Here is a 25,901-nt window from a genome sequence, read left to right as displayed (position 1 = left end):
TTTCATGACCCCGTTTGAATCCCGGACGCGCCGGCAGTTGTTGCAGTTGATTGGCGCCGGTGCCGCTGCCTGGAGTTTGCCGCGCAGCGCCTGGAGCCAGCCGCGCTTGAAGCAAAACCCGTTCACTTTGGGTGTGGCGAGCGGCTCGCCCACACATGATTCGGTCGTCTTGTGGACGCGTTTGCACACCGCCCGGTCGTCGCTGCTGGGTGTCAGTGACGAGCTGGGTCACGCTGCGGTGCCGCTGCGCTGGGAGCTGGCGCACGACGAGCAGTTCAGCCGCATCGTGCAAAGCGGACAGTCCTTGGCCAGCGCGGAGCTGGCGCATTCGGTTCACATCGAGGTGGCCGGGCTCGACGCTGATCGCTGGTATTTCTACCGCTTCATGGTGGGCGATTTTGTCAGTCCGGTGGGGCGCACGCGCACGGTGCCCAGACCTGAGGCACAGGTGGCCCGGTTGCGGCTGGCCTATGCGTCGTGCCAGAAGTGGGAGGACGGTTTTTTCACCGCCTGGCGCCACATGCGCGAAGAGAACCTCGATCTGGTGCTGTTTCTGGGCGACTACATCTACGAATACCCGGCGCTCACCGGCAAGGTGCGCGTGCCCACCGGTGGCTGGGTGTTGACGCTGGACGACTATCGCCAACGTTATGCGCTGTACAAGGGCGAGGCCGACCTGCAGGCGATGCATGCGGCCTGTCCGTGGCTGCTGACCTGGGACGACCACGAGCTGCAAAACGATTACGCGGGCGTGCAAGCCGGCTACAGCAGCGCGCTTGACCCTTCGAAGCCCGAGAACTTTTTGGCCCGTCGTGCCGCGGCCTACCAGGCCTGGTACGAACACATGCCGGTGCGCGCCTGCGCGCTGACGCAAGGGCTGGCCGGCCTGGCGACCGGCGCCGATCTGCGCATTTACAGCCGCTTGCCCTATGGCCAGCTCGCCTCCTTGTACCTGCTCGATGGTCGGCAGTACAAAGACCCGCAGGCCTGCACCCCCGGCGGCGGCGTGGGCTCCGGCATGGTGAAACCGGCTGACTGTCCGCCGTGGAACGATGCGGCTCGCTCGCTGCTGGGGCGCGCGCAGGAGCGCTGGCTGTATGACGAATTTTCAAAACCCCATGCGCACGAATCCGGCTGGAATGTGCTGGGCCAGCCCACGCTGTTCGGCCAACGGGACTTTCAAGCCGGCCCCGGCCAGACCCTCTGGAACGATGGTTGGGACGGCTACCCCGCAGCCCGCACGCGCTTGACCGATGCCTTGCGCCAGCACGCGGTGGCCAACCCGGTGATTCTGGGCGGCGACGTGCATGAAAACTGGGTCGGCCACGTGAAGGCCGATTACGCTGATCCGAATAGTGCCAGCATTGGTGTCGAATTCTGTGGCACCAGCATCAGCTCGCGCTCCGGCGGCAACGCCAAGACGGCGCAGCGGCTGGCCGAGAACCCGCATTTTGTCTTTGCCGATGCGCTGCGCAAAGGCTACGGCGTGGCCGAGTTCACAAAGGCGCAGCTCACCACCACCTTGCGCGTGGTCGACGACGTGACGCGGCAAGATACCAAAATTGAAACCCTGGCCCGCTTCACGGTGCAGGCCGGGCGGCCCGTGGTGGAGCGGGCTTGAGGGCAATGCTGTTCACTTAAGTCCGTTCGCCCTGAGCCGCCTGTCCTGAGCACGGTCGAAGGGGTCGAAGGGCTGCCAGGCTTCGACAGGCTCAGCCCGAACGGTGATGGGGTGTTATCTGAACAGCATTGGGCCTAAGGGATCAAACCGCCGCCAGCGCCTGGTCCAGGTCGTCCAGCAGGTCGTCAATGTGCTCAATGCCGATTGACAGACGCACCATGTCGGCTTTCACGCCCGCTTTGGCCAATTCTTCGGCGTTGAGCTGGCGGTGCGTCGTGCTGGCCGGGTGGCAGGCCAGGGACTTGGCATCGCCAATGTTGACCAGCCGGGTGAACAGTTGGAGCGCATCCTGAAAGCGCGCACCGGCCGCCAGGCTGTCGCTGGCCTTGAGGCCGAAGGTGATGATGCCCGAGGCGCGACCACCCAGGTATTTCTGCACCAAAGCGTGGTCCGCATGATCGGGCAGCCCGGCGTAGTTGACCCAGCCCACCTTGGCGTGCGCTTGCAGGTGCTGGGCGATGCGCAGGGCGTTGTCGCAGATGCGGTCCATGCGCAAGGCCAGCGTTTCAATGCCTTGCAGAATCTGGAAGGCAGCCAGCGCGCTCAAGGCGGCGCCCATGTTGCGCAGCGGCACCACGCGGGCGCGGCCAATGTAGGCGGCAGCGCCCAGCGCCTCGGTATAGACGACGCCGTGGTAGCTCACATCGGGCTCGTTCAGGCGCTTGAAGCGCTCCTTGTGCTCGGCCCACGGGAACTTGCCTGAATCCACAATGATGCCGCCAATGGTGGTGCCGTGGCCGCCCAGGTATTTGGTCAGCGAATGCACCACGATGTCGGCACCGTGTTCGAACGGGCGGCACAGATACGGGCTGGCCACCGTGTTGTCCACAATCAAGGGCACGCCGTGGGCATGGGCCACTTGAGCGAGCGCGGCCAGGTCGGTGACGTTGCCTAGCGGGTTGCCAATGGTTTCGCAGTAGACCGCCTTGGTGCGCGCGTCGATCAGCTTGGCAAACGAGGCCGGGTCGCGGTAATCGGCAAAGCGCACCTCGATGCCCATCTGCGGGAAGGTGTGGGCAAACAGGTTGTAGGTGCCGCCGTACAAGGTGGAGGCCGACACGATGTTGTCGCCCGCCTCGGTGATGGTCTGAATCGCATAGGCGATCGCCGCCATGCCCGAGGCCACCGCCAGTGCACCAATGCCGCCTTCCATCGCTGCCACACGCGCCTCCAATACGCCACAAGTCGGGTTCATGATGCGGCTGTAGATGTTGCCTGCGACCTTCAGGTCAAACAAATCGGCGCCGTGCTGGGTGTCGTCAAACGCGAAGGCCACGGTTTGGTAAATGGGCACGGCCACCGCTTTGGTGGTGGGCTCGGGCGTGTAGCCGCCGTGGACGGCCAGGGTTTCGATTTTCATGAGGGGGCTTTCGAGTGCAAAAAAATGATGGCACATCTTAAGGCCCGCATCGGACTGCGCACAGACCGAGTTTTCATATCGATATGCCGGGTTTTTATCCATGTGCTGCGGGTAAACCCGAGCGCTTCGGTGCCGTGATTTCAGTCCAAACGCGGGGATACTCCGGGTGGCCCCGTCATTTTCATTGTTGATTCCAAACTGATTCAGGAGCATTGATGAGCAAGCAGACCAAGTTTCTTTTGAACGAAGACCAGATGCCAAAATTTTGGTACAACCTGCAGGCCGATTTGCCCAAGCCGATGCCGGCCGTGCTGCATCCCGGCACCATGCAGCCAGTCGGGCCCGATGACCTGGCACCCTTGTTCCCCATGGCGCTGATCATGCAAGAGGTGAGCCAGGAGCGCGAGATCGAGATTCCTGAGCCGGTGCGCGATGTGTTTCGCCTATGGCGGCCAGCGCCGCTGTTTCGTGCCCACCGCCTTGAAAAAGCGCTCGGCACGCCGGCCAAGATTTATTACAAATACGAGGGCGGCAGCCCGGCCGGTAGCCACAAGCCCAACACCGCCGTGCCGCAGGCGTTTTACAACAAAGAGGCCGGCATCAAGCCGAAACCGGGGCCGGCCAGTGGGGCTCCTCGCTGGCTTTTGCCGGCTCGCTCTACGGCCTGGAAGTTGAAGTGTTCCAGGTGCGTGTGTCGTACGACCAAAAACCCTATCGGCGCGCCTTGATGGAAACCTATGGTGCGCGTTGTGTCGCCTCACCCTCCAATGAGACGGTGTATGGCCGCTCCGTGCTGGCCAAGAACCCGGACCATCCCGGCAGCCTGGGCATTGCGATCTCGGAAGCGGTGGAGCTCGCCGTGCAGCGCGAGGACACCAAATACGCGCTCGGTTCGGTGCTCAACCATGTGCTGTTGCACCAGACCATCATCGGGCAAGAGGCCATGCTGCAGATGCAAATGGCCAATGACTGGCCCGATGTGGTGGTGGGCTGTGCCGGTGGCGGCTCCAATCTGGCGGGCATTGCGTTTCCCTTCATCGGGCACGGCTTGCGCGGTGGCCAGAAACCGCGCATCGTGGCGGTTGAACCGGCGGCTTGCCCCACACTGACGCGCGGCAAATACGCCTACGACTTTGGCGACACCGGGCACATGACACCTTTGACCAAGATGTACACGCTGGGCAGTCAGTTCACGCCGCCCGGCTTTCATGCGGGCGGCCTGCGCTACCACGGCATGTCACCGCTGGTGTCGCATTGCAAGGCCTTGGGGCTGTTGGAGGCCGTGGCCTATGACCAGGTGGCGTGTTTTGAAGCCGGCGTGCTGTTTGCGCGCAACGAGGGTATCGTGCCCGCGCCCGAGTCCAACCACGCGATCAAGGGCGCGATTGAAGAGGCCCTGCGCTGCAAGCGCGAGGGCAAGGCAGAGACCATTCTGTTTTGCCTGAGTGGGCACGGTCATTTCGACATGACGTCCTACCAGAAGTACTTTGCCGGTGAGTTGACCGACGAGCATTACGACGAAACCGAGTTGGCGCTGGCGCTGGCCAGTTTGCCGAACGTGCCGGAAACGGTGTGACGGGAATAACGCCCGGTTCAGGGCTGGAACAGCTCAAGCAGGCGGTCCAGCCCGCCTGACTCGATGGACACATTGGCGAGCTCGCGCACGGCGGATTTGGCGTGAAACGCCACTGACAAACCCGCCTCACGCATCATCGGCAGGTCGTTGGCGCCGTCGCCCACGGCAATTGCCTGCTTGGGCGCAATACCCAGCAGAGCGCAGGTTTCGAGCAACATCTTGCGCTTTTCAGCACCATCACAAATGTCGCCCCAGGGCTGATCGACCATGCGGCCGGTGAGGACGCCGTTCTCAATCTGCAGCACATTGGCGCGGGTGTAGTCAATGCCCAGGCGCTGCGCCACGCGCTCGGTAAAGTGGGTGAATCCGCCTGAGACCAGCAGCACCTTGAGCCCGGCCGTCTTGCAGGCCGCCACCAGTTCAAAGGCACCGGGGTTGAACTGCATCCGTTCCTGATAAATCTGGTTCATCTGCACTTCGGTCACCCCCTGGAGCAGCGCCACGCGCTGGCGCAGGCTCTCTTTGTAGTCGGCGATTCTGCCCTGCATGGCCGCTTCGGTGATGGCGGCGACTTCTTGCTTGCGCCCGACCGCGTCAGCAATTTCATCCACACACTCGATGTTGATGAGTGTGGAGTCCATGTCGAAGGCGATCAGTTTGAAGTCGCTCAAACGCAGCGGTGGGGTAAAGCCTTGAATGATCAGTCCGGGGGCGATTGCAATAGGGTGCATGAGGGGAGAAAATTACTACTGTTTTAATAGCTGCTTAGGCAAGCAGGACGGTGGATAGAGGCCGATTTGTTATGTGAAAGACAGCAGCCAGTTCTCGACTCGCAGGCCCGGTACGCGGGCAAATTCTGCGTCTGCGGTGACCAAGGTGGCGCCAAGTGACATGGCATGGGCGGCGATGAGCGTGTCGTTGGCCCCGATGGGTGTACCGGCTTGTTCCAGATGGGAGCGCAGTTTGGCGTAATGGGGGCCCACGACTTCATCCAGAGGGAGCACCAGCAGGCTTTGCATTTGGATGTCAAACGCGGCCTGCAGGCGCGGGGACCCGTGTCTCACCAGGCCAAAGAGAAGTTCATATTGCACAATCACGCTAGTGACCAGTGTGCAGTCGGGTGTGCGCAGTGCCCATTCGCGCACACGCGCAGTATCCGTGCCGGAGCGGTCTTTCATCAGGGCGCTGATGATGTTGGTATCCAGCAGGAAGGTGATGCCTGTTGTCATGGCGCATCGTCACCAAAATCAATGTCATCCAGAGGAAGTAGTCCTTCATCGCCAATGTCTGGAAACTCATCCTGACAGGGGCCTAGTTTGGCAATTTCATCCAAGGCAAAAACCAGCGCGGCCAGCGTGCCTTTTTTGGGCCTGTCTGGCAGCAGCTCCAAAATCAGCCGGTTGCCTTCGCGGTGCATCAACGCCTGGGTGCCCGGCAGCTCAAACTCTTTGGGGATGCGCACGGCCTGATTGGCTCCATTGCGAAACAGGCGAACGTGGCGAGCGGGCGGCTCAACCAAATAGTCAGCGGCTTTTTCTGAGACGGTGGGCATGATGTTTCTCCTGGCGGGTTCGAATAGTCAGTTTAGCCTATGCCGTAGCATATGTCATGACCATTTTGGCGGCTCACCCGTCACGTGGCGCCATGCGGTCGTGAGTTGGCGGGTACCTGTGGCGCCATGGGCATCAAAGCTCTGCTCCAGAAACGTGATGTGATCCGCCTCAAATCGCACGATGCTGCAGGCGCGGGTGCCGTAATCCGGCAGGGCGATGAATGCGGCCGAGAGTGCGCGCTCGAATTCCAGCGGGATGCCCGTGTCCGGCAAGTCGGCATCGGCTGCAACGCTTGGGTTTTGCAGCAGCGCCAGCAACTGGGCATCGCTGGGCGGCTCTTGCCCCTGCAGGGTTTGCAGACCGCCTTTCAGGTTGGCCAGCTTGGGCCAGGGTGTCAAAAAGTCCGCGTTGGACACGGCACCCAGCCCGGGGCGCAGGGTAGTCACCTTGGCGTGGCGGCTCTCCAGACCCAGCAGGCTGGTGCCGTCAAAAACCAGCAGGTTAAACGGGTTGTAGTCGCCGGCGCGCCCAGCCAGTTCCGTCAGGTAGTCCAGCGCGCTGGTATCGGTCTGTAAGTAAGCGCTGACAAGTTCGCCGCGTGAGGGTGCATCCGCGCGCAGGGCCGCTGGATTGCGGTGGTTGGTCAACGCAGCCAACCGTCCCGAGCGGCTGATGCCCAGCCAGGTGCCGCCGGCCTGCAAATCGCGTCCGGCCAGGATGTCCGCGTCATCCCAGCAGTGCAGGGGCGCAGTGGGGCGGGCGTAGTACTCGTCGCGGTTGGCAATTAACAGCAGCGGGGTGTGGCTGGCGGGTTGCCAGTTCCAGGCGATCAGGCACATGCGGATTGAGACCTCTGTGGGTTTGTGGCTGGTTGGCTGTCAGGTGGGCTTGTTCTTCTATGCGACTGTCGCAACAGCCGCCACCGGCTGCCCCAGATTTTTCAGCACATCGCGCACCATCTGCGCCCGGTCTTGTGGCAAGGGCAGTTCCCGCTCGATGCGCAGCTTCTCATTGCCCGCCAGTTTGATGTGTTTGTTCTTCTGGATCATCGCAATAATCTTCATCGGATCAATCGGCGGGTTTTTCTTGAAGGTGATGGTGATCACGCCGGGCGCGGCATCGACCTTGACCACGCCAAAGGGTTTGGCCAAAACGCGCAGACGGTGAACGTCGATCAGGGTCTGCGCCTGGGCCGGCAGTTTGCCGAAGCGGTCCACCAGTTCCTCCAGCAGCGCATCAATCTGGTTGGTATTGTTCGCGGTGGCCAGCTTTTTGTAAAACGAGAGGCGCAGGTGCACGTCGCCACAAAAATCATTCGGCAACAGCGCCGGGGCGTGCAGATTGATGTCGGTGCTGACGTTGAGCGGGCTGAGCAAATCGGGCTCGATACCGGCTTTGAGGCAGCGCACCGCTTCACTCAGCATCTCGTTGTAGAGCTGGAAGCCGACTTCCAGCATGTTGCCGCTCTGGTTTTCGCCCAGCACCTCACCGGCACCGCGAATCTCCAGGTCGTGCATGGCCAGGTAGAAGCCGCTGCCCAGTTCTTCCATTTGCTGGATGGCGTCCAGCCGCTGTTGCGCCTGCTTGGTCAGGCCCTCCAGGTCGGGCACCATCAGGTAGGCGTAGGCCTGGTGGTGGCTGCGGCCGACGCGGCCGCGCAACTGGTGCAATTGGGCCAGGCCAAATTTGTCGGCGCGCGCCATCACGATGGTGTTGGCCGTCGGCACGTCAATGCCGGTCTCGATGATGGTGGAGCACAGCAGCAGGTTGAAGCGCTGGGCCACAAAGTCGCGCATCACGGCCTCCAACTGGCGTTCGGGCATCTGGCCATGGGCCACGGCAATGCGCGCTTCGGGCAGCAGTTCCTCCAGCTTGGCGCGGCGGTTTTCGATCGTTTCGACCTCGTTGTGCAAAAAGTAAACCTGGCCGCCGCGCTTGAGTTCACGCAGCACGGCCTCACGGATCACGCCAGCGCCTTCCGTGCGCACAAAAGTTTTGATGGCCAGGCGGCGCTGCGGCGCGGTGGCAATCACGCTCAGGTCGCGCAGGCCTTCCAGCGCCATGCCCAGCGTGCGCGGGATCGGTGTGGCGGTGAGCGTGAGCACATCGACCTCGGCGCGCAGCGCTTTCATCTGCTCCTTGTGACGCACGCCAAAGCGGTGCTCCTCGTCGATGATGAGCAGGCCCAGGTCTTTGAAGTGGGTGTCTTTGCTCAGCAGCTTGTGGGTCCCCACGACGATGTCGATGGTGCCGTCGGCAATGCCTTTCATGGCGGCGGTGATTTCCTTGGCGGAGCGGAAGCGGCTCATCTCGGCCACTTTGACCGGCCATTTGCTGAAGCGGTCGACCAGCGTCTGGTAGTGCTGTTCGGCCAGCAGCGTGGTCGGTGCCAGAAAAGCGACCTGCTTGCCGCCGGTGATGGCAATGAAGGCGGCGCGCAGGGCGACCTCGGTCTTGCCAAAACCGACGTCGCCGCAGATCAGCCGGTCCATCGGGCGCGGGCTGATCATGTCCTGAATCACGGCGTGAATGGCGGCGCTCTGGTCGGCGGTTTCCTCAAAGCCGAAGTCGTTGGCAAAGATTTCGTAGTCACTGGCCGAGTAGCGGAACGCATGGCCTTCGCGCAAGGCGCGCCGGGCATAGATATTGAGCAGCTCGGCGGCCGAGTCGCGCACTTGCTCGGCTGCTTTGCGCTTGGCCTTGTCCCACTGGCCGGAGCCCAGTTTGTGCAGCGGCGCTTCGTCCGCGGCCACGCCGGTGTAGCGGCTGATGAGCTGCAACTGGCTCACCGGCACATACAGCGTGGCCTTGTCGGCATATTCCAGGTGCAAAAATTCCTGCACCTCGGGCTCGCCATTGGCTAATCTGTTGCCCAGGTCCAGGTTGATCAGGCCGCGGTAGCGGCCAATGCCGTGGGCCGAGTGAACCACCGGGTCGCCGATGTTGAGCTCGCTCAGGTCCTTGATCAGCGCTTCGACGTCGCTGACCTGCTCCTGCTTTTTGCGCCGGCGTGTGGTCGGGCCAGCGGCAAAAAGTTCGGTCTCGGTAACGAAGTCGATGCCCGCTTCCAGCCAGCCAAAGCCCGCGCTCAGGCTGGAGGTGGCGATGCCGATCGGCTCATCGCTGCGCTCGAATTCCGCCAGCGAGTCAAACGCCGGCGGGTCGAACTGGCTGCTGTGCAAGAAGTCCAGCAGGCTGGCGCGCCGGCCCTCGCTTTCGGCCAGCACCAGGGTGCGCTGCTGGGTGTTGCGGATATGGGCTTTCAGGCGGGCAAGCGGATCTTCGGCGCCGCGCACCACGCTCAAAGGCGGCAAGGTGCCAAATTCCAGATACTCCGTTCGCCCTGAGCCTGTCGAAGGGAGGGCTGGGGCCCCTTCGACCGTGCTCAGGACAGGCGGCTCAGCCCGAACGGATCTGATGGCCAGTTGCGCATGCTGGTTGACCCGCTCGTAAAACTGCTCAGTGCTTAAAAACAGGGCCCCCGGCGGCAACACCGGGCGTTCCGGGTCGCCTTGCACCAGCCGGTAGCGCTCACGCGTGTCTTGCCAGAAGTGGGCAAAGGCGGGTTCCAGGTCACCGTGCAGCACCACCGTGGCCGCCTCACCCAAATAGTCAAACACCGTGGCGGTGTCGTCAAAGAACAGCGGCAAATAGTACTCAATGCCGGCGGTGGCAACCCCGTTGCCGATGTCTTTGTAGATGCGGCTGCGGGTCGGGTCGCCCTCCAGCAACTCACGCCAGCGGTTGCGAAAGCGCGCGCGCGCCTCGTCGTCCATCGGGAACTCGCGCCCGGGCAGCAGGCGCACCTCGGGCACCGGGTACAGGCTGCGCTGGCTGTCGGGGTCAAAGGTGCGGATGCTGTCGATCTCGTCGTCAAACAAATCAACGCGGTAGGGCACGGCGCTGCCCATCGGAAACAGGTCGATCAGGCCGCCGCGCACCGCGTATTCGCCCGGGCTCACCACTTGCGTCACGTGGCTGTAGCCGGCCAAAGTCAGTTGGGCCTTGAGTTTGGCTTCATCAAGCTTTTGTTTGACCTTGAAATGAAAGGTGTAGCCGGCCAGAAAGGCACGCGGCGCGAGCCGGTAGAGCGCGGTGGTGGCGGGCACCAGCACCACATCGGCGCCGGTGTCCTTGTTGCGCTGGCTGATGCGCCACAGGGTGGCCAAGCGCTCGCTGATCAGGTCCTGGTGCGGTGAAAAGGTGTCGTAGGGCAGGGTTTCCCAATCCGGAAACAGCACGCAGCGCAGCTCGGGCGCAAAGAACGCCATCTCGTCGATCAGGCGCTGCGCGTCCAGGGCATCGGCCGTGATGATGGCCGTGACCTTGTGCTGGCTCTTCTCGCGCAGCCCCAGCTGGGCCAGTAAGAGCGCATCGGCTGAGCCGACCGGGCGCGGCAGCGTGAAGCGTTTGCCGGGGATGAGTTTGGGTAATTCCATGAATGCAGGGCAGGTGGTGGCTAAAGCGCCAATGCGTGACAAAAACGCCAACACCCTGCGCGTTTCAGGCCAGGGTGAATTGATATCGATTCTAGAATGCGGGCCACACCATGCTAGACACCCCCGCACTTATCCCCCAATCCGACACGGCTCCGCGCTGTTGGGCCTTGATTCCCTGCGCGGGCACCGGCTCGCGGGCCGGGGCGGCGGGCCCCAAGCAGTACCAGCTGCTGGCCGGGCAGCCGATGGTGCTGCACACCCTGGCGGCGTTTGCGGCGGTGCCGCGTATTGCCCGCACACTGGTGGTGGTCGCGCCAGACGATGCTTTTTTTGCCTCGCAGACCTTGAATGACGCTCGCTTTTTAGTAGCTGCTTGTGGAGGTTCGACGAGGGCTGCCAGCGTATTGAATGGCTTGAATTTTCTGCTGAGACAAGGTGCTGATCGGCACGATTGGGTGCTGGTGCACGACGCGGCCCGCTGTCTGATTCGTCCGGATCAGATAGATCAGTTGATCGATGCCTGTTGGCAAGATGAGGTGGGCGGCCTGCTGGCACTGCCCTTGCCTGACACCCTCAAACGTGAGTCCCTTGGCCGGGTGGCCGCCACCTTGGAGCGTGCCGACAAGTGGCTGGCGCAAACCCCCCAGATGTTTCGCCTGGGCAGTCTGTTGGACGCGTTGCAAGTGGCAGGCATCACCGTCACCGACGAGTCCAGCGCCATGGAAGCCATGGGCCTGAGCCCGAAGCTGGTGCCCGGCAGCGCCCAGAATTTCAAGGTGACTTACCCGCAAGACTTCTCTCTGGCCGAAGCGGTGCTGCAGGCACGCTCGTCCAGTGCTTCAGCGCTGCAGCCGTCAACCATCGCTTTTAACAGGGCCAGTGACATGAATTTCAGAATCGGTGAAGGCTGGGACATCCACGCTCTGGTTGCGGGGCGCAAGCTCATGGTGGGGGGCGTCGAGATTCCCTATCACCTCGGGCTGCTCGGCCACTCGGACGCGGACGTGCTATTGCACGCCATCACCGATGCCTTGCTGGGCGCCGCCGCGCTGGGGGACATCGGCACGCATTTTCCGGATACCGATGCGCGCTTCAAGGGCGCTGATTCGTTGGTTTTGCTGACGGAGGCCGCGCGGCGCGTACGCGAGCATGGTTTTGAGATCGGCAATGTGGACAGCACGGTGATCGCGCAGGCGCCCAAGTTGATGCCCTATATGGCCGCCATGCGAGCGCAAATTGCGCTGGCGCTGGCGCTTGAGGTCGATCAAGTCAATGTCAAAGCCAAGACGGCAGAAAAAATGGGCCCGGTGGGGCTGGGTCAGGCCATGGAAGCGCGCGCCACGGTGCTGCTGCAGAAATTTATATAAAACAGGCCGCTAGCCCCCGTCCTACCTTGCTTTGTAGCTATTAATTTGATAGTGTATGCAGGGGAATGTCTTTTTCTCTGGCCAGCGCATCCAGGGCCTGGCGGGTCATGCCGAGCAGGTAGCTGGCAATGGCCTGATGCGTGTCAGGTGACAACAGGGTCAGGATGTTGGCATAGGAAACCCCGGCTGCGTCGCACAGGGCTTTGGCAAAGTGCGGCTCCAGCGCCGCCACCGCCACCCGGCCGTCCTTGCAGGGGTAGACGCGGTAGCCGGCGTGGCCACCGCCGACAGCGGCGCCAGGCTGGGTCAAGCCCCAGTTGCGCGGCAAGGCCAGATAGCCCGCGGCGTCTGACAGCGCGACTTCAATCAACAAGCCTTTGCCATTTTTCTGCTGCATCAACACCGCCGTGAGCACGGCTTCCGATGCCATCAGCGAGCCGCCCATGTCAGCGTACAGGGTTGGTGGCAAGTCCAGAGCGCTGATGAGGTCGTTTTCCGCCAGGTAGGTGAGATCGTGTCCCGGTTCTTCGGCGCGCGCGCCGGGGGCTCCGACAATCGCCACCTGTGACAGGGCCGGGTAACGCTTGTGTAGCGTTTTCCAGTCCAGCCCCAGTTTGCTCAGGGCCGACGGTCGAAAAGAAGTCAGCAACACATCGGTCTTGGCCAATTCCCGGTGCAAGGCTTTTTGACCCTGTTCCGTCTTGAGGTCGGCGACTTTGATGCGAACACCCCGGTGCAGCACGTCATAGGCCGTGCGGTTGTACAAGCCCATGGGATCGCCAGACGCGCCGGGCGGCGCGCCAAAGGGCGCTGGCGGTTCGAGTTTGACGCAGCTCGCGCCCATTTGCTGGCAGCGCATCAGGGCAGCCGGGCCTGGCAGGTTGAGCGCGAGGCTGAGAATGCGCACGCCCTTGAGCGGGCGCAGGGGCTTGCTGGATGAAGTGGCCATGGGGGTCAATGCCTTGTGAACTGTGGCTATTTAAATAAGAGGCTTTGGGCGTCCATCTTACGTGAGCGTCTGCGGGCCAACGCGTCACGCGCTGCGTGGGCCCGAGACCGCTCGAACGCCGGGCCGGATGGCCTCGGCCAAGCACTTGAGTCGGCAAGGGGAATTATCAATCCGGCAGATTTGAGGGGGCGGGCGGGTAGAATTCCGCGCTTACAGGACTATATTGTCTTGCGACTTTCAGCTTCTCCGTGCCCCTTGGGGGTCCGCGTCCAGGACGGGTACCCGAGATGTTGGAGTCCCCCCGAGGATTTTCATGAAACGTGTTGATGATTTCCGTCTGAAGTTCGGAAAAAAAGAGTTTGTCCCGATCATCGTCGGTGGCATGGGTGTTGATATTTCAACCGCCGAACTGGCCCTGGAAACCGCCCGGCTTGGCGGCATCGGCCACATCTCTGACGCCATGGTGCCCGACGTATCTGACCGGCGCTTTGACACCAGTTTTGTCAAGGACAAAACCCGTTTCTACAAGGCCAACATCGACAACTCCGACAAGTCCATCATCAAGTTCGATCTGGGTGTGCTGGCCGAGGCTACCCGGCGCCACGTTGAAGCCACCATGCAGGCCAAGGGGAGCGAGGGCCTGATTTTTGTCAATTGCATGGAAAAGCTGACCATGAACGGGCCGCGCGAGACCCTGCAGGTGCGCATGGCGTCAGCGTTGGATGCAGGCATTGATGGCATCACCTTGAGCGCCGGCTTGCACCTGGGCTCGTTTGGGCTTATTGCAGACCACCCCCGTTTTCGCGATGCCAAGCTGGGCATCATCGTGTCCTCGGTGCGCGCGCTGCAATTGTTTTTGCGCAAGAATGCACGCTTGGAGCGCAAGCCCGACTATGTGATTGTGGAAGGCCCGCTGGCCGGGGGCCATTTGGGTTTTGGCATGGACTGGGCGCAATACGATCTGGCAACCATCATTGCTGAAGTCATCAAGTATGTGAAAGACGAGCAGCTCAACATTCCGGTGATTGCCGCCGGTGGCATCTTTACCGGCAGTGACGCGGTGCAGTTTCTGGAAATGGGCTCGGCCGCGGTGCAGGTCGCCACCCGGTTCACCGTGGCCAATGAGTGTGGTTTGCCCGCCCAAGTCAAGCAGGATTACTTCAAGGCCAGCGAAGCTGACATTGAAGTCAACACGATCTCGCCGACCGGCTACCCCATGCGCATGCTCAAAAGCTCACCCGCTATCGGTTCGGGCATCCGGCCCGGCTGTGAGTCTTATGGCTACTTGCTCGACGGCAATGGCAACTGTGCGTACATCACCGCGTATAACCGCGAACTGGCACTGCACCCGGACGGCAAAAACATTGTCGTCATGGACAAAACCTGCTTGTGCACCCACATGCGCAACTTTAATTGCTGGACTTGCGGGCATTACACCTACCGCCTCAAAGATACGACGCTGCGCAATGCCGACGGTACTTACCAGACTTTGAGTGCCGAGCACATTTTCAAAGACTATCAGTTCAGCGTCGATCAGAAAGTTGTCTTGCCGGTTTGATCCCTTGGCGGGTTCCCTGTTACTTTTCTGAACTCGATCGACGGCTGAAGCGCCGCAGTTCGCGTCATTGCTGCCGCGGCCTTGTTGGGCGCGCTCTGGAATTCGGGCAGTGTGGCTGCCTTTCAATTTTTCCACATCGCGGAAAAGTAATTTCGGAATGTAAAAAAATCACCGAGCCCATGGCAAAATTTTTTCTCGTTGTGAAAAATTCATTTTCATATTGCGAATTGATGGTTGTAAGTCATTGATTTTGTTTGATTTAAAAAATGTCTTCTATAAGACATAAGATTTATTTTTAGTCTTATACAAGACCTAAAATTAATCTTGAAGCAAGGGAGCTGCAAAGCGCCAATGCCAACGTTTTTTTCAACTTAAGGAGTGATCTCATGACACAAACCATCAACGAGCAACTGAGCCGCGAACAACAAGTCGCCGCACTGGAAAAAGACTGGGCCACCAACCCGCGCTGGAAGGGCATCAAGCGCGGCTACAGCGCCGCCGATGTGGTGCGCTTGCGCGGTTCGTTCCAGATTGAGCACACCCTGGCGCGCCGCGGTGCCGAAAAGCTCTGGAACTTGTTGCATACCGAAGACTATGTCAATTGCCTGGGCGCCTTGACGGGCGGTCAAGCCATGCAGCAAGTCAAGGCCGGCGTGAAGGCGATTTACCTGTCGGGCTGGCAAGTCGCCGCGGACGGCAATACGTCCATGTCGATGTACCCGGATCAATCCTTGTACGCGGTTGACTCGGTGCCCACCATGGTCGAGCGCATCAACAATGCGTTCCGTCGTGCCGACGAGATTCAGCACTCCAGAGGTATTGACGCCGGTGACACCGGCTATGTCGACAACTTTGCACCCATCGTGGCCGACGCCGAAGCCGGTTTTGGCGGTGTGCTCAATGGTTTTGAGTTGATGAAGAACATGATCAGGTCCGGCGCTGCGGGCGTGCATTGGGAAGATCAACTGGCATCGGCCAAGAAATGTGGCCACATGGGCGGCAAGGTGCTCGTGCCCACCAATGAAGCAATTCAAAAGCTGATTGCAGCCCGCATGGCAGCTGACGTCTGCGGCGTGCCGACGCTGGTGATTGCCCGCACCGATGCTGAAGCGGCTGACCTGCTGACCAGTGATTACGACGAAAACGACAAACCTTTCCTCACCGGTGAGCGCACCGCCGAAGGTTTCTACAAATCCCGCAAAGGCCTGGACCAAGCCATCAGCCGCGCCGTGGCTTACGCTGACTACGCCGACCTGGTCTGGTGCGAAACCGGCACGCCTGACCTGGAATTTGCCCGCAAATTTGCAGAGGCCGTGCGCGCCAAACATCCGGGCAAATTGCTGGCTTACAACTGCTCGCCCTCGTTCAACTGGAAGAAAAACCTCGACGACGCCACCATTGCCAAGTTCCAGAAAGAACTCGGCGCCATGGGTTACAAGTACCAGTTCATCACCTTGGCCGGCATTCACTCGATGTGGTTCAACATGTTTGACCTGGCGCAGGATTACGTCAAACGTGGCATGACGGCTTATATCGAGAAGGTGCAGGAGCCCGAGTTCGCTGCACGCGCTCGGGGTTACACCTTTGTGTCACACCAGCAAGAAGTGGGCACCGGTTACTTTGACGAAGTCACCACTGTGATTCAGGGCGGCAAGTCCAATGTGACGGCGCTGACCGGTTCCACTGAAGAAGAACAGTTCCATTAAGCAGCATTGCGGGTCCAGGAAAATGGGCCTGTGTCATCCAGTGATGGGTGGCACAGGCCTTTTTTGTTAAACTCGCCGCTTCATTCCTGCAAAAAGAGCGAGAAAGGCAGTCTGGTTATGACACCGCGAACTACGTCGGCAAAGTTTATACAGCTTGCAAGCCGCTAGTCCGCGCGCCTTGTGCGCTGGCAGTTACAAAAATCATAGTAGAGCGCGGCCGGTGCCGCGCTTTTTTTTTGCTCTATATCTTTCTGGTTTTCATCATGATTCAAATCACACTTCCTGACGGTTCCCAACGCGACTATCCCGCTCCGGTAACGGTGGCCGAGGTGGCCGCCTCCATTGGTGCCGGTCTGGCCAAGGCAGCCTTGGCGGGCAAAGTTGACGGACGGGTGGTGGACACCAGTTATCTGATCGAGGCGAACAGCGCGGTGGCTATCGTCACGGCCAAGGACGCCGAGGGGCTGGAGGTCATCCGCCATTCGACCGCGCATTTGTTGGCTTACGCGGTCAAAGAATTGTTCCCGGATGCGCAAGTCACGATCGGCCCGGTGATTGAAAACGGGTTTTTCTACGATTTTTCCTACAAGCGCCCGTTTACGCCAGAGGACTTGCTCGCGATTGAGCAGAAGATGGCTGCGCTGGCCGCCAAAGACGAGCCCATCACCCGCCGCGTGCTGCCGCGCGACGAGGCAGTGGCCTATTTCAAAGGCTTGGGTGAGAACTACAAGGCGGAAATCATCGCCAGCATTCCGGCGGGCGAAGACGTGTCGCTTTACCGCGAAGGCAAGTTCGAAGATTTGTGCCGTGGCCCGCATGTGCCCAGCACCGGCAAGCTGAAGTTCTTCAAGCTGATGAAGCTGGCCGGCGCCTACTGGCGCGGGGACCATCGCAACGAAATGCTGCAGCGCATCTACGGCACGGCCTGGGCCACCAAAGATGAATTGCAGCAGCACTTGACGATGCTCGAAGAAGCCGAGAAGCGCGATCACCGCAAACTCGGGCGCGAACTTGATCTGTTTCACATTGATGACCATGCGCCGGGTCTGGTGTTCTGGCACCCCAAGGGCTGGACCTTGTGGCAGGGTGTGGAGCAATACATGCGCCACGTGTATCGCGACAACGGTTACCAGGAGGTCAAAGGGCCGCAGATCCTCGACAAGTCTTTATGGGAGAAGACCGGCCACTGGGACAAATACCGGGAGAACATGTTCACGACCGAGTCGGAGAAGCGCGAATACGCCCTGAAGCCGATGAACTGCCCGGGGCATATCCTGATCTTCAAACAGGGCATCAAGAGCTATCGCGATCTGCCGCTACGCTATGGCGAGTTCGGCCAGTGCCATCGCAATGAACCCTCGGGCGGCTTGCACGGCATCATGCGGGTGCGCGGCTTTACGCAGGATGATGGTCACATCTTTTGCACTGAAGACCAGATCTTGCAGGAGTGTGTCGATTACACGGCGCTGCTGCAAAAAGTCTATGCCGACTTTGGCTTCAAGAACATCATCTACAAGATAGCCACCCGCCCGGACAAGCGCATCGGCTCGGATGAAAGCTGGGACAAGGCCGAACATGCCCTGATGGAAAGCCTGCGGGCGTCGGGTTGCGAATTTGAAATCACCGCGGGCGAGGGCGCGTTTTATGGCCCCAAAATCGAGTACACGCTCAAAGATGCCATCGGTCGACAGTGGCAATGCGGCACCATTCAGGTCGATTTTTTCATGACCGAGCGGCTCGATGCCGAGTACGTCGGCGAGGATGGTGCCCGCCATCGGCCGGTCATGCTGCATCGCGCCATCGTCGGCAGTCTGGAACGTTTCATCGGAATTTTGATCGAGGAAAGTGCCGGGGCTTTGCCAACCTGGCTGGCTCCGGTGCAGGTTGCCGTGCTCAATATCACCGACGCGCAGGCTGACTATTGTCGCGAAATTGTTGAAAAATTAAAAAATGCATTGCCAGATCAAAGGCTTAGGGCGGTCGCTGATCTGCGGAACGAAAAAATTACGTTTAAAATACGCGAGCATTCAATGCAAAAGCTGCCCTACATCTTGGTCGTTGGTGACAAAGAGAAAGCAGCAGGTACCGTTGCAGTGCGCGCCCGAGGTGGTTTAGATCTCGGTGTGATGTCCCTCGATGCATTCGTGCAAAAAATATCCAGTGACATCACTCACAAGTCTGTTGGTTGAGCTCATTTGAAGCGAAATAACAGTTTGCCCGCGTGCGCCAGACGGTTGGAGCTGCGTTTATCGTGGCAAAAATTGTGAAGGATTAAGCCATCGCTACTGAATATCGTGACCGCCGTCACCGCGAAGAACGCAAACATCGCCTGAACCGGGAAATCATGGCCCCGGAAGTCCGACTCTCGGGAGTTGAAAACGAGCCGCTCGGTGTGGTCAGCCTGATGGAGGCGCTGCGGATGGCGGGTGATCTCGATGTTGATCTGGTTGAAATCTCCGCCACGGCGGTTCCGCCGGTCTGTCGTTTGATGGATTACGGCAAGTTCAAATACCAGGAGCAGAAGAAGGCGGCGGAAGCGAAGGCCAAGCAGACGGTCATCGAAATCAAAGAGATCAAGTTCCGTCCAGGCACTGACGAAGGCGACTACAACATCAAGATGCGCAACATCAAGCGCTTTTTGGCTGAAGGTGACAAGTGCAAGATCACGCTGCGGTTCCGGGGTCGCGAGATTACACACCAGGATCTTGGCATGGCCTTGTTGAACCGCATTCGCACTGAGTTGGGTGATTTGATTTTGATTGAGCAGTTTCCCAAGCTCGAAGGGCGCCAGATGATCATGATGATCGCGCCGGGCAAGAAGAAGATTGCCACGAAGCCGGTGGCAGACACGACGGCTTGAAGAATTTTGTGCACTGCTTGCCAAGCTGGTGCGCTACAAAACGGGGTGGGTTAATACCCGCCGCGACAGCGATGCTGTGAAAAGCGTTGCTGAAAAGTGGTGAAGTAACACTCACCGCTCAAAAGTGGCTCGGGGCCAACAAGACTGCAAATAGTTTGCAGACGCCTCACGAGCACAATGAAAAGGAGCATGAACATGCCCAAAATGAAGACCAAGAGCGCGGCGAAGAAACGCTTCCGCGTCCGTCCAGGTGGCACCGTCAAACGCGGCCAAGCCTTCAAACGTCACATCTTGACCAAGAAGACCACCAAAAATAAACGCCAATTGCGCGGATCGACAGCTGTTCATGAGACCGATATGGGTCGCATGTCACAGATGTTGCCCGGCCGTGGCATTTAATTAACGACGAACAAGGAGTACTCACATGCCTCGCGTCAAACGTGGTGTAACGGCTCGCGCCCGCCACAAAAAAGTTTTAGCCCTTGCCAAAGGTTTCCGCGGTCGCCGCGGTAATGTTTATCGCGTTGCCAAAGAAGCGGTGATGAAGGCCGGGCAATATGCCTACCGTGATCGCCGTACCAAAAAGCGCGTCTTCCGTCAGTTGTGGATTGCCCGTATCAATGCCGCTGCGCGTCAGTGCGGCATGACCTACAGTCAATTCGCCAACGGCCTGAAGAAGGCGAACATCGAGATTGACCGCAAGGTCCTGAGCGATATCGCTGTGCATGACATGGCGGCATTTGCCAGCATCGTGGATCAAGTCAAGGCCAAGCTGGCAGCTTGAGTTCACGCTGATGCGCTATTAATTTAATAGCGAATTATGCAATAGAGACAAGGGCTAGAGCTTTAAAAGGCACTAGCCCTTTTTCAATTTCAAGAGAATTTATGAACGAGTTGAACAGCGTCGTTGACAGTGCCAAAGCCGCCTTTGAGCAAGCCCGCACCCCGGCAGACCTGGAAAACGCCAAAGCGTTGTTTCTGGGCAAGTCGGGCCGCATCACCGAGCTGATGAAGGGCATGGCCGCCTTGACCGTGGACGAGAAGAAGTCCCGCGGCGCCGCCATCAACCTTGCCAAGCAGGCCATTGAAGTGGCACTGAATAACCGCCGCCAGGCATTGGCCGACGCTGAATTGCAGGCGCAGCTCCAGGCTGAGGCGCTCGACGTGACCCTGCCAGGCCGCCAGCGCGGGCAGGGCAGTTTGCACCCGGTGTCGCTCACCCTGGAACGCATCGAGGCGATCTTTGGCTCAATGGGATTTGATGTCGCACAAGGTCCCGAAATTGAGTCGGACTGGTTCAACTTCACCGCCTTGAATACGCCAGAGGACCATCCGGCGCGTTCCATGCATGACACCTTCTATGTCGAGGGCGGCACCGCCACTGCCCCAAATTTGTTGCGCACTCATTCCAGCCCGATGCAGATCCGCTATGCGGTGCAACATGTCAAACGGCACCGTGCGGCGGCCGGTGTTGGTCCGACGGAAGGACTTTTTTCAGGCGATATGCCCGAGATTCGCGTGATCGCGCCCGGACGCACCTACCGCGTCGACAGCGACGCCACGCATTCGCCCATGTTCCACCAGTGCGAGGGCCTGTGGGTCGGTGAGAACGTCAGTTTCAAAGACCTCAAATTTGTCTTTACCGATTTTTGTCGCACCTTCTTTGAGTCAGATGACCTGGTGCTGCGCTTTCGCCCCAGTTTTTTCCCGTTCACCGAGCCGAGTGCCGAGATTGATATCCAGTTCCAAAGCGGACCGCTGGCGGGTCGCTGGCTGGAAGTGGCAGGTTCGGGCCAGGTGCATCCCAATGTGATTCGCAACATGGGCCTGGAGCCGGAAAAATACATTGGTTTTGCCTTCGGCATGGGGCCGGACCGGCTTGCCATGCTGCGCTATGGCGTGAATGACCTGCGCCTGTTCTTTGACGGTGATGTCCGCTTTCTGTCGCAATTCCAATCATAAGAAACCGATTAAAGAATCATCATGCAATTCCCTGAATCCTGGTTGCGCGAATTCTGCAACCCGCCACTGTCCACTGAACAACTCGCGCAAACACTCACCATGGCCGGTCTTGAGGTCGAAGAACTCAAGCCCGTCGCCCCGCCGTTCACCAAGATCGTGGTGGGTGAGATCAAAGAGTCAGCGCAGCATCCCAATGCCGATCGGCTGCACGTCTGCCAGGTGGACGTCGGCCAGGCTGAACTGCTCACCATCGTTTGTGGCGCCCCGAATGCCCGGGTCGGCATCAAGGTGCCGTGCGCCTTGGTCGGCGCGGAGTTGCCCCCTGGTGAAGATGGCAAACCTTTTCTGATCAAGGTGGGCAAACTGCGCGGCGTTGAAAGCTACGGCATGCTCTGTTCGGCCCGGGAACTCAAACTGTCAAACGATCATGGCGGTTTGCTGGAGCTTCGCAGCGATGCTCCGTTGGGCCAAAACATTCGCGAGCATTTGAAGCTGGACGATACCTTGTTCACGCTCAAACTCACGCCCAATCTGGCGCATTGCCTGAGTGTGTACGGTGTGGCGCGTGAAGTTGCCGCTTTGACCGGTGCGCCTTTGATGACGCCCAGCTTCTCCGTCGTCAAGGCCGGCGGCGCAGACACCTTGCCAGTGAAGGTCAGTGCCCCCGATCTGTGCGGGCGCTTCTCCGGCCGCATCGTGCGCCACGTCAATCCCCGGGCCAGTACGCCCGACTGGATGGTGGAGCGGTTGGCGCGTTGTGGCCAGCGCAGTGTCACGGCGCTGGTCGATATTTCCAACTACGTGATGTTCGAGCTGGGACGGCCATCGCATATTTTTGATCTGGACAAAATCCACGGTGGCCTCAATGTGCGCTGGGGCAAACCCGGTGAACAACTCAAACTGCTCAATGGCAACACGGTCACGGTGGACGATCAGGTTGGCGTGATTGCCGATGAAGCCGAAGTAGAGTCGCTCGCGGGCATCATGGGCGGTGACGCGACGGCGGTGTCGGACAATACGCAAAATATCTATGTGGAAGCCGCTTTTTGGTGGCCGAAAGCCATCGCCGGGCGTTCCCGCCGCTTCAACTTCTCCACCGACGCCGGTCACCGCTTTGAGCGCGGCGTCGACCCGAGTCAGACCGTGGAGCACATCGAGCGCATCACGCAGTTGATCATTGACATCTGTGGCACGGCCGACACCGTTTGTGGCCCCATTGACGACCAGCAGGTGAATATGCCTGTTGCGCCACCCGTCAGCCTGCGCGTGGCGCGCGCCTGCAAAGTCATCGGCATGGCGCTCACGCAGGCGCAATGCGCGGACGCGCTGACGCGCCTGGGTCTGGCGATCACACAGAGCGAGGGCATCATCACCGTGGCGCCGCCGTCATACCGCTTCGACCTGCAAATTGAAGAAGACCTGATTGAAGAAGTAGCCCGCATGGTGGGCTACAACAACCTGCCTTCGATACCGCCCCTGGCACCGATCACCGCCAAGGTTCGCCCTGAGACGCAGCGCAGTCCGTTTGCCCTGCGCCGTAGCATCGCCGCGCTGGGTTATCAGGAAACCATCAACTTCAGTTTTGTTGAGGAACGCTGGGAACATGAGCTTTGCGCCAACCCGAATCCGATCAAACTGCTGAACCCGATCGCCAGCCAGATGAGCGTGATGCGCTCGTCGCTATTGGGCTCGCTGTTGCAGGTTTTGAAGTTCAACCTGGATCGCAAGGCGCAGCGCGTGCGCGTCTTTGAACTCGGCCGCGTCTTCTTGCGCGATGCTTCCGTCAAAAACACCGATGCCACGGTAGAAGGTTTTGATCAGCCCATGCGCGTGGCAGGTCTGGTGTGTGGCAGTGCCGACGCAGTGCAGTGGGGGCACAAAGAGCGGCCGGTCGATTTCTTTGACATCAAGGGTGATGTGGAGATTTTGCTGGCGCCACGCCGTCCTGTCTTTGAGTCTGCGCAGCATCCCGCCATGCACCCGGGGCGTTGCGCCCGCGTGATGCTCGACGGTGTTGCGATTGGCTTCGTCGGAGAGTTGCATCCCAAATGGCGACAGGCCTACGATCTGGCGCAAGCGCCGCTCATGTTTGAACTCGATCTTGACGCCTTGCTGCAGCGCGAGGTGTCCGTATTCAAAGGCGTAGCCAAGCATCAAGCAGTGGACCGTGACATTGCCGTGATGGTGAGCGAAAAGCTTTCATCACATGCTGACTTGATGGACGCCATTTGGTCCGCGCCCACGGCGGGACTGCTGCGCAACGCTGTTTTGTTTGATATCTATCGACCCAAGAGTGCCAAGGATCTGGACGCGCCCGGCTCGGAAAAAAGCTATGCGATACGTTTAACGCTCAACAGCGACGATGCCACGCTGACCGAAGAACAAATTGACAATGCGACGCAAGCGGTGCTTGCTTCACTCCTGAGCAAATTGGGTGCGCGTCAGCGAACCTGACCCTTCACCCTCAACCCGAACAAAAAGCGAGTACCCCATGGATCTATCGGTTGAAAGCCTGGAGATGCCAGCACTGACTAAAGCGCAACTGGCTGAGCTGCTGTTTGAGAAAATCGGCTTGAACAAGCGCGAATCCAAAGACATGGTGGACGCGTTCTTTGACCTGGTGGCTGACAGCCTGCTACAGGGTGAGGACGTCAAGATTTCAGGTTTTGGAAATTTTCAGATTCGCACCAAGGCGCCACGCCCAGGGAGAAATCCGCGCACCGGTGAGACCATTCCCATTCAGGCGCGCCGGGTGGTGACGTTTCATGCTGGGTACAAACTCAAAGAGCAAATTCAGGATCAAGAGCTGGTGCCTTTGGCGCCATAGGGTCAGGTTGTGGTTATTTGGTGTCTGGAGCTGATTTGCTGCTTTACACACCGTGGTGACTTGGGGTAACCTGCAAAATTCTTCTCCGGCCGCATTGATTTAAATGGAGAACTCCCTCCCTCCCATACCTGCCAAACGCTATTTCACCATTGGTGAGGTGGGCGATTTGTGTGGCGTCAAACCGCACGTGCTGCGTTATTGGGAGCAAGAGTTCACGCAACTGCGGCCCATGAAACGGCGCGGCAACCGCCGCTACTATCAGCACCACGAGGTGCTGATGATCCGGCGGATCCGCGATTTGCTCTATGACCAGGGTTTCACCATTAGCGGTGCGCGCCAAAAAATGCAGGAAATCCTGCAGACTGAGCGTGACAAAAAGTGCAATGGTGACCTGTCGCTCGATGGCATCGAGGTGATTGAACTCAACGAGTCCGAATTGAACGACTTTGAAGACACCCAGCTGGAGCCGGCGTCCGACGGCGCTTTAGACCCGTTGCTGCTCGTGCGCAGGGAGTTATTTGAAATTCGTGAACTCCTCTCGCCCGCGCGCTGAAGTTGCGCTTGGCTAGCGGTTATAATTTCGCCCTTAGACGGTGTGTGGCGCAGCCTGGTAGCGCACTTGCATGGGGTGCAAGGGGTCGAAGGTTCGAATCCTTTCACACCGACCAATAAATACGGGGGTTAGCAGCTTTATCGCTTGCTAACCCCTTTGTCTTTTTGGCTTCACTCTGCCCGAGTCGCCTGCAGGCGTTGCACGGTGCTGCCCTCGGCTTGACCCGCAACAGCCGCGCTCAGGCGCAACACTTCAGCACGCGGTGGCGTAGCGGTGGCGTCCCAATCGCTCAGGACGATGCGGCGCAGGCCATCGGTCATCTGGTGGTCAGCGGGCTTGTGGGTGTGGCCATGAATCAGCGTGCTGGCCTGGGCCATGTGCAACCAGCTGCAGGTCATTGGCTCGTCAAGGTCGGCATACGGCGCGCCGCTGCGCTTGCGTGCTTCGCTTTGCATCCGCATGCCATGCGCCAACTGCTGGCGTTGCGTCAGAGACAGGCTTAAAAAGTCTTGTTGCCAGGCCGCGCTGCGCACCTGCGAGCGAAACTGCTGGTAGTCGGTGTCTTCCAGGCACAAAGCATCGCCATGCGAAAGCAGCCAGCGTTGCCCAGCAAAGTTCAGTACGCTGGGGTCGTCCAGCAGGGTCAGGCCGCCAGCCTGGGCAAAGGCGTCGCCCAGCAGAAAGTCGCGGTTGCCGCGCATCAAAAAAATGGTCAATCGATGCGAGGCAGCTTGCAGAACCTGAGCACAGCGGGTTTCAAAGCCAGGCGTTGCCAATACATCGTCACCGACCCACACTTCAAACAAATCACCCAGGATAAACACAGCGTCAGAGCGCGTCGTCTGCATAAAGTGTTGCCAGGCGCTGAAGGTGGCGAGGTCACTGTCCTGCAAGTGCAAGTCAGAGATGAAATCAAGTTGCCGCCAGTGCGCGGGCGCTTGCAGTACCGGCCAGGATGGCGCCACGGTTGGCGTCGTGTTCCTGGGCCGGGATGCGCTCATGTCAGAGTGCCACGGCCTTTTCGATCACTACGTCGTCCACCGGTACGTCGTCATGGTAGCCTTTGCGGGCGGTCTTGACCGTCTTGATTTTGTCAACAACGTCAGTGCCCGACACGACCTTGCCAAACACGGCGTAGCCCCAGCCCTGGGCTGAAATGGCGGTGTGGTTCAGGAAGCCGTTGTCGGCCACGTTGATGAAAAACTGCGCGGTGGCTGAGTGGGGGTCACCGGTGCGGGCCATGGCGACCGTGTAGTTGAGGTTCTTCAAGCCGTTGTCAGCTTCGTTGACGATGGGTTGGTCGCCTTTTTTTTCTTTCATGCCAGGCTCCATGCCGCCGCCTTGCACCATGAAACCGGGAATGACGCGGTGAAAAATGGTGTTGTCGTAATGGCCTTTTTTGACGTAACTCAAAAAGTTGGCCACTGACTTGGGTGCCTTGTCCTGATCGAGTTCAAGGGTGATGACGCCGTAATTGGCGATGTGGAGTTCGACTTGCGGGTTGCTCATG

The 25,901-nt window shown here is 59.6% G+C and carries 21 protein-coding genes, 1 tRNA gene and 1 pseudogene; 14 read left to right on the top strand and 9 right to left on the bottom strand.

The window, feature by feature from the left end; translation table 11 throughout:
* Nucleotides 1–4 precede the first annotated feature (4 nt).
* A complete protein-coding gene (locus tag WA157_RS05195) occupies nucleotides 5–1,621 on the top strand; it encodes an alkaline phosphatase D family protein (protein WP_422619948.1) in 1,617 nt (538 codons plus the stop codon).
* Between the two features lie 142 nt (nucleotides 1,622–1,763).
* On the opposite strand, the gene WA157_RS05190 is transcribed toward WA157_RS05195, so the two are convergent.
* Entirely contained in the window at nucleotides 1,764–3,041 is a 1,278-nt protein-coding gene (locus tag WA157_RS05190; RefSeq protein ID WP_422619947.1) for an O-acetylhomoserine aminocarboxypropyltransferase/cysteine synthase family protein, read from the bottom strand.
* Nucleotides 3,042–3,256: 215 nt separating this feature from the next.
* Here WA157_RS05190 and WA157_RS05185 point away from each other — a divergent pair.
* Nucleotides 3,257–4,617 (top strand): annotated as a pseudogene (locus WA157_RS05185) (TrpB-like pyridoxal phosphate-dependent enzyme).
* 17 nt (nucleotides 4,618–4,634) lie between these two features.
* Here the strand turns inward: WA157_RS05185 and serB are convergent.
* From serB to mfd, 5 genes are all read right to left on the bottom strand, one after another.
* Nucleotides 4,635–5,348 (bottom strand): phosphoserine phosphatase SerB, encoded by a 714-nt coding sequence (gene serB, locus WA157_RS05180; protein WP_422619946.1) that lies wholly within the window; start codon nucleotides 5,346–5,348, stop codon nucleotides 4,635–4,637.
* A 69-nt stretch (nucleotides 5,349–5,417) separates the two neighbouring features.
* Nucleotides 5,418–5,846, bottom strand: coding sequence for a type II toxin-antitoxin system VapC family toxin (locus WA157_RS05175; protein ID WP_422619945.1), 429 nt, complete (start codon nucleotides 5,844–5,846; stop codon nucleotides 5,418–5,420).
* The gene (locus WA157_RS05170; RefSeq protein WP_422619944.1) at nucleotides 5,843–6,169 is read right to left on the bottom strand and encodes an antitoxin; all 327 of its coding nucleotides are present in this window, start codon (nucleotides 6,167–6,169) and stop codon (nucleotides 5,843–5,845) included. Before WA157_RS05170 ends, WA157_RS05175 begins: the two co-directional genes overlap by 4 nt.
* Nucleotides 6,170–6,223: 54 nt before the next feature.
* The gene (locus tag WA157_RS05165) at nucleotides 6,224–7,009 is read right to left on the bottom strand and encodes an NRDE family protein (RefSeq protein WP_422619943.1); all 786 of its coding nucleotides are present in this window, start codon (nucleotides 7,007–7,009) and stop codon (nucleotides 6,224–6,226) included.
* A 57-nt stretch (nucleotides 7,010–7,066) separates the two neighbouring features.
* Entirely contained in the window at nucleotides 7,067–10,609 is a 3,543-nt protein-coding gene (gene mfd / locus WA157_RS05160) for a transcription-repair coupling factor (RefSeq protein ID WP_422619942.1), read from the bottom strand.
* A 110-nt stretch (nucleotides 10,610–10,719) separates the two neighbouring features.
* On the opposite strand from mfd, the gene ispD reads away from it, so the two are divergent.
* The gene (ispD, locus tag WA157_RS05155) at nucleotides 10,720–11,976 is read left to right on the top strand and encodes a 2-C-methyl-D-erythritol 4-phosphate cytidylyltransferase (RefSeq protein ID WP_422619941.1); all 1,257 of its coding nucleotides are present in this window, start codon (nucleotides 10,720–10,722) and stop codon (nucleotides 11,974–11,976) included.
* 40 nt (nucleotides 11,977–12,016) lie between these two features.
* Here the strand turns inward: ispD and WA157_RS05150 are convergent, their stop codons facing one another.
* Nucleotides 12,017–12,925, bottom strand: coding sequence for a CoA transferase (locus WA157_RS05150; protein ID WP_422619940.1), 909 nt, complete (start codon nucleotides 12,923–12,925; stop codon nucleotides 12,017–12,019).
* Nucleotides 12,926–13,238: 313 nt separating this feature from the next.
* Between WA157_RS05150 and WA157_RS05145 the strand changes: the two genes are divergently transcribed.
* The 11 genes from WA157_RS05145 to WA157_RS05095 all read left to right on the top strand — a co-directional run bounded on the left by WA157_RS05145 (nucleotide 13,239) and on the right by WA157_RS05095 (nucleotide 24,506).
* Complete coding sequence (locus tag WA157_RS05145) at nucleotides 13,239–14,483, top strand: nitronate monooxygenase (RefSeq protein WP_422619939.1); 1,245 nt, start codon at nucleotides 13,239–13,241, stop codon at nucleotides 14,481–14,483.
* Between the two features lie 386 nt (nucleotides 14,484–14,869).
* Nucleotides 14,870–16,189 (top strand): isocitrate lyase, encoded by a 1,320-nt coding sequence (gene aceA, locus WA157_RS05140; protein WP_422619938.1) that lies wholly within the window; start codon nucleotides 14,870–14,872, stop codon nucleotides 16,187–16,189.
* A 263-nt stretch (nucleotides 16,190–16,452) separates the two neighbouring features.
* The gene (gene thrS, locus WA157_RS05135; protein ID WP_422619937.1) at nucleotides 16,453–18,378 is read left to right on the top strand and encodes a threonine--tRNA ligase; all 1,926 of its coding nucleotides are present in this window, start codon (nucleotides 16,453–16,455) and stop codon (nucleotides 18,376–18,378) included.
* A gap of 89 nt (nucleotides 18,379–18,467) precedes the next feature.
* Nucleotides 18,468–19,049: a translation initiation factor IF-3 gene (infC, locus tag WA157_RS05130; protein ID WP_422619987.1), complete on the top strand. Its 582-nt coding sequence runs from the start codon at nucleotides 18,468–18,470 to the stop codon at nucleotides 19,047–19,049.
* A 195-nt stretch (nucleotides 19,050–19,244) separates the two neighbouring features.
* Complete coding sequence (gene rpmI, locus WA157_RS05125) at nucleotides 19,245–19,448, top strand: 50S ribosomal protein L35 (RefSeq protein WP_041791621.1); 204 nt, start codon at nucleotides 19,245–19,247, stop codon at nucleotides 19,446–19,448.
* A 25-nt stretch (nucleotides 19,449–19,473) separates the two neighbouring features.
* The gene (gene rplT, locus WA157_RS05120; RefSeq protein WP_011463641.1) at nucleotides 19,474–19,833 is read left to right on the top strand and encodes a 50S ribosomal protein L20; all 360 of its coding nucleotides are present in this window, start codon (nucleotides 19,474–19,476) and stop codon (nucleotides 19,831–19,833) included.
* Nucleotides 19,834–19,934: 101 nt separating this feature from the next.
* Nucleotides 19,935–21,011 (top strand): phenylalanine--tRNA ligase subunit alpha, encoded by a 1,077-nt coding sequence (gene pheS, locus WA157_RS05115; RefSeq protein ID WP_422619936.1) that lies wholly within the window; start codon nucleotides 19,935–19,937, stop codon nucleotides 21,009–21,011.
* A 21-nt stretch (nucleotides 21,012–21,032) separates the two neighbouring features.
* Nucleotides 21,033–23,465 carry a phenylalanine--tRNA ligase subunit beta gene (gene pheT, locus WA157_RS05110; RefSeq protein WP_422619935.1) on the top strand — a complete coding sequence of 811 codons (2,433 nt, stop codon included), beginning with the start codon at nucleotides 21,033–21,035 and terminating at the stop codon, nucleotides 23,463–23,465.
* 37 nt (nucleotides 23,466–23,502) lie between these two features.
* On the top strand, nucleotides 23,503–23,838 hold the full coding sequence (locus tag WA157_RS05105) for an integration host factor subunit alpha (RefSeq protein WP_422619934.1): 336 nt from the start codon (nucleotides 23,503–23,505) through the stop codon (nucleotides 23,836–23,838).
* A 103-nt stretch (nucleotides 23,839–23,941) separates the two neighbouring features.
* On the top strand, nucleotides 23,942–24,391 hold the full coding sequence (locus tag WA157_RS05100) for a MerR family transcriptional regulator (RefSeq protein WP_422619933.1): 450 nt from the start codon (nucleotides 23,942–23,944) through the stop codon (nucleotides 24,389–24,391).
* 38 nt (nucleotides 24,392–24,429) lie between these two features.
* Nucleotides 24,430–24,506, top strand: a tRNA-Pro gene (locus WA157_RS05095).
* 55 nt (nucleotides 24,507–24,561) lie between these two features.
* Here the strand turns inward: WA157_RS05095 and WA157_RS05090 are convergent.
* Nucleotides 24,562–25,392: a UDP-2,3-diacylglucosamine diphosphatase gene (locus tag WA157_RS05090; protein WP_422619932.1), complete on the bottom strand. Its 831-nt coding sequence runs from the start codon at nucleotides 25,390–25,392 to the stop codon at nucleotides 24,562–24,564.
* Nucleotide 25,393: 1 nt separating this feature from the next.
* Nucleotides 25,394–25,900, bottom strand: coding sequence for a peptidylprolyl isomerase (locus WA157_RS05085; protein ID WP_422619931.1), 507 nt, complete (start codon nucleotides 25,898–25,900; stop codon nucleotides 25,394–25,396).
* Nucleotide 25,901: the final 1 nt, after the last annotated feature.

It is taken from the genome of Rhodoferax ferrireducens (assembly GCF_049302455.1).
Taxonomy (GTDB): Bacteria; Pseudomonadota; Gammaproteobacteria; order Burkholderiales; family Burkholderiaceae_C; genus Rhodoferax; species Rhodoferax ferrireducens_B.
Note: the sequence above shows the minus strand (reverse complement) of the source record. Positions and strands in the feature narration are given on the sequence as shown.

Coding starts and splice junctions, on each gene's coding strand:
- WA157_RS05195 (WP_422619948.1), top strand. CDS start 5: ATGACCCCGTTTGAATCCCGGACGCGCCGGCAGTTGTTGCAGTTGATT.
- WA157_RS05190 (WP_422619947.1), bottom strand. CDS start 3,041: ATGAAAATCGAAACCCTGGCCGTCCACGGCGGCTACACGCCCGAGCCC.
- serB (WP_422619946.1), bottom strand. CDS start 5,348: ATGCACCCTATTGCAATCGCCCCCGGACTGATCATTCAAGGCTTTACC.
- WA157_RS05175 (WP_422619945.1), bottom strand. CDS start 5,846: ATGACAACAGGCATCACCTTCCTGCTGGATACCAACATCATCAGCGCC.
- WA157_RS05170 (WP_422619944.1), bottom strand. CDS start 6,169: ATGCCCACCGTCTCAGAAAAAGCCGCTGACTATTTGGTTGAGCCGCCC.
- WA157_RS05165 (WP_422619943.1), bottom strand. CDS start 7,009: ATGTGCCTGATCGCCTGGAACTGGCAACCCGCCAGCCACACCCCGCTG.
- mfd (WP_422619942.1), bottom strand. CDS start 10,609: ATGGAATTACCCAAACTCATCCCCGGCAAACGCTTCACGCTGCCGCGC.
- ispD (WP_422619941.1), top strand. CDS start 10,720: ATGCTAGACACCCCCGCACTTATCCCCCAATCCGACACGGCTCCGCGC.
- WA157_RS05150 (WP_422619940.1), bottom strand. CDS start 12,925: ATGGCCACTTCATCCAGCAAGCCCCTGCGCCCGCTCAAGGGCGTGCGC.
- WA157_RS05145 (WP_422619939.1), top strand. CDS start 13,239: ATGAAACGTGTTGATGATTTCCGTCTGAAGTTCGGAAAAAAAGAGTTT.
- aceA (WP_422619938.1), top strand. CDS start 14,870: ATGACACAAACCATCAACGAGCAACTGAGCCGCGAACAACAAGTCGCC.
- thrS (WP_422619937.1), top strand. CDS start 16,453: ATGATTCAAATCACACTTCCTGACGGTTCCCAACGCGACTATCCCGCT.
- rpmI (WP_041791621.1), top strand. CDS start 19,245: ATGCCCAAAATGAAGACCAAGAGCGCGGCGAAGAAACGCTTCCGCGTC.
- rplT (WP_011463641.1), top strand. CDS start 19,474: ATGCCTCGCGTCAAACGTGGTGTAACGGCTCGCGCCCGCCACAAAAAA.
- pheS (WP_422619936.1), top strand. CDS start 19,935: ATGAACGAGTTGAACAGCGTCGTTGACAGTGCCAAAGCCGCCTTTGAG.
- pheT (WP_422619935.1), top strand. CDS start 21,033: ATGCAATTCCCTGAATCCTGGTTGCGCGAATTCTGCAACCCGCCACTG.
- WA157_RS05105 (WP_422619934.1), top strand. CDS start 23,503: ATGGATCTATCGGTTGAAAGCCTGGAGATGCCAGCACTGACTAAAGCG.
- WA157_RS05100 (WP_422619933.1), top strand. CDS start 23,942: ATGGAGAACTCCCTCCCTCCCATACCTGCCAAACGCTATTTCACCATT.
- WA157_RS05090 (WP_422619932.1), bottom strand. CDS start 25,392: ATGAGCGCATCCCGGCCCAGGAACACGACGCCAACCGTGGCGCCATCC.
- WA157_RS05085 (WP_422619931.1), bottom strand. CDS start 25,900: ATGAGCAACCCGCAAGTCGAACTCCACATCGCCAATTACGGCGTCATC.